This window comes from Bartonella sp. AD328YNZD, from assembly GCF_042196425.1.
In genome coordinates this window covers 1-7,957 of record NZ_JBHIQG010000086.1, presented here as the reverse complement: position 1 = coordinate 7,957, position 7,957 = coordinate 1, and the positions used below count along the sequence as shown (strand labels likewise).

The 7,957-nt window shown below is 37.5% G+C and carries 9 protein-coding genes and 1 tRNA gene; 6 read left to right on the top strand and 4 right to left on the bottom strand.

Annotated elements, in window-relative coordinates; all coding sequences use genetic code 11:
* The 3 genes from ACFIO3_RS05710 to ACFIO3_RS05700 form a co-directional block, all read right to left on the bottom strand.
* The coding region (locus ACFIO3_RS05710; RefSeq protein ID WP_375704186.1) for a TGS domain-containing protein at positions 1 to 935 on the bottom strand (935 nt) is incomplete at its 3' end.
* A gap of 109 nt (positions 936 to 1,044) precedes the next feature.
* Complete coding sequence (yidD, locus tag ACFIO3_RS05705) at positions 1,045 to 1,395, bottom strand: membrane protein insertion efficiency factor YidD (protein ID WP_375607118.1); 351 nt, start codon at positions 1,393 to 1,395, stop codon at positions 1,045 to 1,047.
* The gene (locus tag ACFIO3_RS05700; RefSeq protein ID WP_375607119.1) at positions 1,396 to 1,824 is read right to left on the bottom strand and encodes an iron-sulfur cluster assembly scaffold protein; all 429 of its coding nucleotides are present in this window, start codon (positions 1,822 to 1,824) and stop codon (positions 1,396 to 1,398) included.
* Positions 1,825 to 1,949: 125 nt separating this feature from the next.
* Here ACFIO3_RS05700 and folE point away from each other — a divergent pair, with 125 nt between their 5' ends.
* The 6 genes from folE (at position 1,950) to ACFIO3_RS05670 (ending at position 7,421) form a co-directional block, all read left to right on the top strand.
* Complete coding sequence (gene folE, locus ACFIO3_RS05695) at positions 1,950 to 2,561, top strand: GTP cyclohydrolase I FolE (protein WP_375615273.1); 612 nt, start codon at positions 1,950 to 1,952, stop codon at positions 2,559 to 2,561.
* A 137-nt stretch (positions 2,562 to 2,698) separates the two neighbouring features.
* Positions 2,699 to 2,783: transfer RNA gene (locus tag ACFIO3_RS05690), tRNA-Leu, on the top strand.
* Between the two features lie 193 nt (positions 2,784 to 2,976).
* The gene (locus ACFIO3_RS05685) at positions 2,977 to 4,149 is read left to right on the top strand and encodes an alpha/beta hydrolase (protein WP_375607121.1); all 1,173 of its coding nucleotides are present in this window, start codon (positions 2,977 to 2,979) and stop codon (positions 4,147 to 4,149) included.
* A gap of 137 nt (positions 4,150 to 4,286) precedes the next feature.
* Positions 4,287 to 4,793, top strand: coding sequence for a hypothetical protein (locus ACFIO3_RS05680; protein ID WP_015856440.1), 507 nt, complete (start codon positions 4,287 to 4,289; stop codon positions 4,791 to 4,793).
* 649 nt (positions 4,794 to 5,442) lie between these two features.
* Entirely contained in the window at positions 5,443 to 6,600 is a 1,158-nt protein-coding gene (locus ACFIO3_RS05675) for a tyrosine-type recombinase/integrase (protein WP_375614655.1), read from the top strand.
* Between the two features lie 272 nt (positions 6,601 to 6,872).
* Positions 6,873 to 7,421 (top strand): antA/AntB antirepressor family protein, encoded by a 549-nt coding sequence (locus tag ACFIO3_RS05670; RefSeq protein ID WP_375614654.1) that lies wholly within the window; start codon positions 6,873 to 6,875, stop codon positions 7,419 to 7,421.
* 169 nt (positions 7,422 to 7,590) lie between these two features.
* On the opposite strand, the gene ACFIO3_RS05665 is transcribed toward ACFIO3_RS05670, so the two are convergent.
* Positions 7,591 to 7,803 (bottom strand): hypothetical protein, encoded by a 213-nt coding sequence (locus ACFIO3_RS05665; RefSeq protein WP_375614653.1) that lies wholly within the window; start codon positions 7,801 to 7,803, stop codon positions 7,591 to 7,593.
* Positions 7,804 to 7,957 lie beyond the last annotated feature (154 nt).

The window sequence follows — 7,957 nt, the reverse complement described above, 5'->3', positions numbered from 1 at the left end:
TGGCCAGATATTTCCCAAAGTGACCTATCGAGAACTTGTGGCGCATTAACTTCAGCATATTGATGATCATCAAGGCGCCTACGCATATAGTTGATCAAATTTTGGAACATTTTCCAGCCTTTTTTGTGCCAAAAAATCATTCCTGGCCCTTCTTCTTGAAAGTGAAATAAGTCCATTTCACGTCCCAAACGGCGATGATCACGTTTTTCAGCTTCTTCTAGCATATGGAGGTAGGCTTTTAAGTCATTTTCATTTGCAAATGCTGTTCCATAAATTCTCGTGAGCATTGGATTATTGGCATCGCCACGCCAATAAGCGCCTGCAACTTTCATTAATTTGAAAGCATTCCCAATTTGCCCTGTAGATTGCATGTGCGGTCCGCGACAAAGATCAAACCACTCTCCTTGATAATAAACTTTTAAATCTTGATTTTCAGGAATGCTATCAATAAGTTCAACTTTATAAAATTCCTTTTTCTCAGAAAAAACTCTTCTCGCTTTTTCACGAGACCAAATTTCTTTTCTAAAAGGTTTATTGCGTTGGATAATTTCACGCATTTTCTTTTCAATGACAGTGAGATCATCTAATGTGAAAGGTTGTTGGCGTGCAAAATCATAATAGAATCCATTTTCAATGACAGGACCTATTGTTACTTGCGTTTCAGGAAAGAGCTCTTGCACTGCTTCAGCAAGGACATGGGCGCAATCATGCCTTATGAGCTCAAGAGCGCGTGAGTCTTCTCGGGTAATAATCTCTACTTGACCAGATTGTCCCAATGGATCCGATAAGTCTCGCGTGATGCCATCAAGACTATAGGCGACTGCTTTTTTTGCAAGTGATTTAGAAATAGATTCTGCTAATTCCAAGCCTGTCATTTCGGGGGGGTAATTATGTTTTGAGCCGTCAGGAAAAGAAAGAGAAATAGAGCAAGACATAAAAACACCCTTTAAGTCCAATTCCGCCAACGATTGCGGATGGTTTCGTGACTAAGTAAAAAACTTATAGACTAATCTTTCTATCAGTACATATAAAAAAAGAAAAGGATTATTTATTGTGTTTGTCAGAAATTTTCCAGTAACGCCAAGGTTTATAAAAACAGCAAGAATTTCCAAGTGATGGAGGGACTGGATCAAAGCCATCTGTTCCAAAGGGCCCACAACGCATGATACGAAAGAGTCCCATCCATGCACCAGCCCAAAGCCCATGGCGTGCAATCGCTTCATATGTATATTCTGAACAAGTCGGGGCATGGCGACATTGATTGCCTATAAGACTCGAAAGTGTTATTTGATAGAAACGTATTAAGAAAATACCCAATAATCGTCCGGGTGTCTTTTGCCAAGTGCCTGTGTAATTCCGAGTCAACTTTTTTTGTCTAGATTGTGATTTGAACATTTATTTTTCTTCAATTTTTTGAATGCAGTCTATCGTTGCATCAAAGGGTAGTAGTGTTGCTGCATGGCGCACTTTATAGTCTTTAATGGGCTGTAAGCAAGAAAAATCCTCAAATGGAGCTTGAGGAGAAGGACCATTTTGCGTTAGCATTTGGTAGATAACTTCACGCAATATTTTAAGATCTTGAGTTGTTTGTCCGATGATATGAGATGCTAAAAGTGAAGCTGAAGCTTGCCCTAGCACACATGCATGTATTTCGTGAGCAAAATCGGTAATAATACCATTTTCCACTTTTAAATCTACAGTGATTGTCGAACCACAAAGGTGTGCATGTTTTCTTGATGTTGCATCAGGATTATTAAGACGCCCAATTTTTCCTATATGTGCAGCATATTTAAGTATTTTATCATTATAGATAGTATCAATCATGCGCTATTGCCTGAAATTTTGAGAGTCGTGATTGTTTAAACTTTTAATTCGCTTATATAGAGATTATACAAAATGAGATAGGTATGGAGCAAATGCTTTGTATAGAATAAGCTTGGAGTTTTTGAATGCGTAATGTTGTTAAAGAGGACACAAATTTATCTGAAGAAAAGCGTCCGAGTATTGAAGAGGTGGAAGAGGCGATTCGTACATTACTCTTATGGATAGGGGAAAATCCAAATAGAGAAGGGCTTTTAGATACTCCAAAACGTATAGCCAAGGCATATCGCGAGCTTTTTAATGGTTATAGTCAATCGGTTAAAGAAACCTTAGGTACAGTTTTTGAAGAGGTTTCAGGATACAATGAAGCCGTAATCGTAAAGAATATATCTTTTTATTCACACTGTGAGCATCACATGATCCCAATTATTGGGAAAGCACATATAGCATATCTTCCTAATACAAAAATTGTTGGTCTTTCAAAAATTGTACGTGTTGTAGATATTTTTTCTCGTCGTTTACAAACTCAAGAAGCTATGACAGCGCAAGTGGCTCACGCGTTAAAAACGTATCTGAAGCCTCATGGTGTCGCAGTATTGATTGAGGCTGAGCACATGTGTATGGCTATGAGAGGAATCCAAAAACAGGGCTCTACAACAATTACAAAAAACTTTCATGGTTATTATGAAAAAGATCAAGCGGCACAAGAACATTTTATGATGATGGTTCAAAGGTCATAGTAAAGCCCATATTTCTCGTAATCTCTATTAAGTTATAAAACATCCGGATAAAATAAATTATGAGAAAAAGAAAATTGGCTTGTACCTTTCTTTATGATTTGTTAAAGGCTAAAAACCAAGGTTTTTTCTTTCCACGTGCGGTCGTGGCGGAATTGGTAGACGCGCAGCGTTGAGGTCGCTGTGGGGCAACCCGTGGAAGTTCGAGTCTTCTCGACCGCACCAGTTAGCAGTGAGTTTCTCCATAATGAGATGAAGTTATGTTAGAGAGAGGGGATTTATAGGCATTATAGAAAAATCTTTTTTGTATGTTATTTGTTGGTGTGTTGCCAATAATGTTTCGTTTTTTATTACTTTATCTATGCATTTGAAATGTTATATTTTTATAAGGTGGGGTTAAGTTGCAGTGAGAAGTATAATGATTCTGAGATATTTAACACTTCTTATTTGTATTTCTTTATTATCAGCGTGTAGTGATTCACGTGCTGTACTTTGGCATGGGGTACATGCAACACCTTCTATGACTGCCGTAGAAAGGGAAGTTGAAGGGAAACCAGTTTCTCCAAAAGCCATCGTTCCAGTGTATGTTGCAACAAGTCGTATGATGCAAAATAATTACGCTCAACCTTATGGTGCAGAGCGATCAAATAAAGTTCATTATAATCGCGTTGACGTAGGAATTCCTCAGCAACATGTAAAGGGAGTTGTTGAAATAAATGCCTATAAACCTACGCATGATAAGTATTTTGCAGCAGTAGCATTGCAAAAATACGATAATAAAGAACAGTTTAAACAGCAATTAAATGCTGCTTTAGCAAAAAAGCCAAAAGGAAAAAGAGAAATTTTTCTTTTTATCCATGGGTATAATAATAATTTTGCAGATGGTACATTTCGTACAGCACAGTTTACACACGATTATTCTTTAAATGTTGTCGCTGTGCATTATTCTTGGCCTTCGGCCGGATCAGTTCCTCTTTATATTTATGATCGTGACAGTGCTAATTTTGCCCGTGACGGATTGATAGAGCTTTTAACACTTATTAGTGAAACCAATGCTGATCAAATTTCGGTTATTGCACATTCTATGGGCAATTTTGTTATAATGGAAGCATTTAGAACGTTAGCGTTACAGGGAAAATATAGGCCTATTCGTCGTATTACAAGTTTATTAATGGCTGCACCAGATATTGATGTTGATGTATTTGAGCGCCAACTTAATGATATAAAAAAACTCCCGCAGCCAACCGCTATTTTAGTATCCAGAGCGGATAAAGCTCTTGCCGTTTCAGGACGTCTTACGGGTGGACATCATCGTGTGGGCGATGGCTCAGATATCGAAATGTTGCGTAAAAATGGAATAGCTGTTCTTGATTTTTCTCATGTGGATGGGGGAGCACACAATGTCTTTGCATCTTCGCCAACGTTGATGGCTCTTTCTCGAGAAGGTTCTTTGGCTTCCACAATTATGCAAGGTACAGAATTGTCACCTAGTCAAGCCCTTCTTGCTGATGGTAGTAGTGTGTTGGAAAAAACAACACATCTTATCCTTTATACACCTGTACGTTTTCTCTCTCCACGGATTCCACGTTGATCGTGAAAAGAGAGAAAGGGCTCCATCGAATAATGTATTGGAGGTAATATTTTTTAGCACTTTCTTTAGAATGGTCTTGTAAAATGAAAAATAAATAGCGGGATGAATGTAAAAAACAGTCATTAGGTGAGTTTGTGATGATTGCACGGAAACGCTATGTTAATACGCCTACAGTTGTTGATTATTTATCTCATTCCGCAATTAAGTTATTAGACATTCATGCTATGCTTGTGAAGGTGAGAAAAGGTGATATGGGGGAAAAACCAAATTTATTGCGTCAAATTGATTCTACAAAAAAACAGTTAGATGAAATAAGCCATGCTCTTATTTTAGAATATCGTAAACGCCAAGAAAATGAGCGTTTTTTAAAACAAATTCTGCTATCTATTTCTGATCAACTTTTTGCACTTAATAATGGTTTTAAGGAAACAGGACGTCTTTTTTTTCAAGAAGTTAGAATACTTCAATCTCAGATGCAATGTTTATATGAGGGAAAGGAGAGGCTGCATTTGTTGAATAGCCAAGAATCTTTTTGTTCTCCGTCAAAGATTGATGAAGTCATTAAACAGTTACAAAAAGCACGAGAAAAGCTTATTCTTGAAAGTCCACATCTCTTTGAAAAAAGCACAAAAGCTAAACAATAAAAGTTCTTTAGTTGAGCAGATAGATAATTTGAATTTTACAGCAAAAACGCTGTTAGATAGAAGGCTACAACCTTTTTAAAGAAAAGAATTTGCTTTAATAAATGAAACACATGCCTTATGTCTTTGCTAAAGTTAAGGCTGATGAATTAGGTGGCTTTATTGAAAAAAATGTTTGTGGAAAGAATTTTACAAAAAACTTTCTGATTCTTTTAATAATAGCCCGCCGGATAATTTTACCAATGTTATGAAGTTGTTAGTATATTCATTAGAAACTTAAACTTTAATATTTTCCTTGGTAGAAATTAGCTGAATTTAAAGTATTAAAAAGAAGTTTGATAAAAATAACATATTTTGTAAATTCACGCTCACCTCTACCTTCTCTTGAATTTAAAAACACTCGGAAAATGAAAAGCTACACGTAATTAAAAAACATATGGTGCCCCCAGAGAGCGAATCAGGCTTTAGCAACAAGAATCAAGTTATGTAAATATGTGCAAGAGCATATTGATGTCTATAATTTTTTATGTTCCAATAAAAAAATTAAGAATTAAAGAAAAAATCTCAAATCAAAAAATTAAGGTGGTCTAAAAGGTGGACCCAAAAAGGTGGACGAGCAATGTGTGAAAAGGTGGACGAGAAGGGAAATTAAGTGAGGGGGATTCATAGATTATCAGCATTGCTTGTCAAGTCTGCTTCTCAAGGTAAATACTGTGATGGAGCAGGGCTATGGTTGAATGTTCGAAAAGACAATACGCGCTCTTGGTTCTTTCGTTATACATACCATAACAAACGCCGTGAAATGGGGCTTGGTCCAGTCGCACAACTTTCTCTGAAAGAAGCGCGCGAACTTGCCAAGCATTATAGTGCTATTCTCAGAGAAGGCAATGACCCTATTGTCTTTCGAGAACAAACCGTTTTAAAACAGCAAAGCAACATATTCAGTGAGATTGCAATTGCGGCTTTTGAAAGTAAAAAAGCAGAGTTAAAAAATGAAGGCAAAAATGGGCGTTGGTTTTCTCCGCTGGAATTGCACGTTATTCCACACATAGGCAGCCTCTCTATAGAAAAATTAACGGCTAATATCATTCGCAATGTTCTTGCGCCCCTTTGGCATGAAAAAGCAGATACAGCACGAAAAGCGTTAAACCGTATTAACATTTGCTTGAAATATGCGGCGGCTCTTGGTTTGGAAGTTGATCTACAAGCTTGTATGAAAGCACGCGCCCTTTTGGGAAAGCCCCGTACTACACCAACAAATATTCCTGCTATGCCATGGCAAGAAGTTCCGGCATTTTATCAGAATTTAGATGATAAGATTCTTTCAAATTTAGCACTGAAGTTGCTTATTTTGACGGGGGTACGGTCATATCCATTGCGCTATTTGCGTCTTGAACAAATAGATAAAGATATATGGACGATACCCAAAGAAAATATGAAGGGTATTGTAGGGAAAGTTTCAGATTTTCGCGTGCCATTGAGTAATGAAGCTTTAAAAGTGATTGAAAAATCTCTTCCCTTTGAAAAAAATGGTTTTCTCTTTTCTGGTCTTACCGGCAAACCAATTTCTGATGCAAGCATGGCAAAATATATGACAATTTGTGGTTTGACTTATCGTCCCCATGGTTTTCGTTCCAGCTTACGGGATTGGATAGCAGAGACAACGTCAACACCCTTTGAGATTGCCGAAACTGTTCTTGCCCATTCAGTTGGGAGTTCAGTGACAAAAGCTTATATGCGGACAGATTTTTTAGAACAACGCCATGCTCTCTTGGAACAGTGGGCTGCATTTATAACAGGAGATACTTGACAGGATTATAACAATGTGTCTATTGTCGAAGCAGGTGCCTAGAAAACACCTTAGACACATAGCGGATAGATTGCCGATACAATCTTTTCTCAGCACATTAAAGGCTTTGACTCATTGTATGTTACACACATATAATGGCTTTGCCGGGTGTGGTTATGCTATACAATACCCTTTTGGGGAAGGCATAACGACGGGCTATGTGCCGTGTTTTCTAGCACCCGGCGCTCTTCTAGAGTGTCAATAGAAGACATTTAAACACATAGGAGTTCATTATGAACACGCTTATAGAAATTAAAGAAAAAATCGTTGATCAGGAAACTGTTCAAACGGTAAACGCTCGTGATTTGCATGCGTTTTTGGAAATAGGGAAAGATTTTTCTACCTGGATTAAAGATCGCATTCATCAGTATAAATTTGAAGAGGGTAGTGATTTTATAAAAACACAAGATTTGCGGTCCCCAAAATTGGGGAGCGCAAAATCTAGAGCTATTACAGCAATAGATTATCACCTTACCTTAGACATGGCTAAAGAACTTTCAATGGTTGAACGCAATGAGAAAGGTAGACAGGCCCGTCGTTACTTTATCGAGTGTGAAAAAAAGTTAAAAAGCCAATCTGTTGATTATGATAATGATACACGCTTTGATTTGCCAAGTTACTGGGAGGGTATGAGTGCTGGTGAAAAAGCTTTGTATCTTTTAGGTCCAATCCATGTTCGTCTTATTGACGCTTTTAGAGTGGATGAAGAGAATAGAAAATATAAAGCTCTCATTAAAGAAGCTAAGCGGGTTTTAGCAAGATCTGTTACGAAAGCTGCTTAAGTAAACGACATGACTCATCTCCCCGTTTCAAAAGCGGGGAGAGGATAAGGCTTTCAGCTTTTGAAAACCACTGTTTGAGATGTGTAAAACGATATTATCTCTCGCATCTGTGAGGCGCGCGAAATTGACAATTCATTTGCTAAACAGTTTCGCACATCTCAGAATGTATTTAGAGTCGGATATTTGGTTTTTGTGTAAAAACACTTACCAATGCGTCCATAATACGTGAAAAATCAAGCGCTAATAAGATTATAATGAGTACAATCCATTTCGTATAACGAGACATCACTTTTACACTTTTGTAGGTCATGATGATTTCTTGAAGTATTTCTTTTTCTCCTTCTGTAAGTTCTATATCGTCTTGTGTTCTTTTTCTAGCCATGTTTCCACCCACACACACGTTCACCCTGCTTGTTATGCTTTAAGATCTCTCTTGCTAAATTGGAACTGATGACGTTAACATCTTGCCTCTCTAAATAAATTGGCAACCAACCAACACAAGAGACATACTTATTTGTCCCGCAACCAACGAGAGA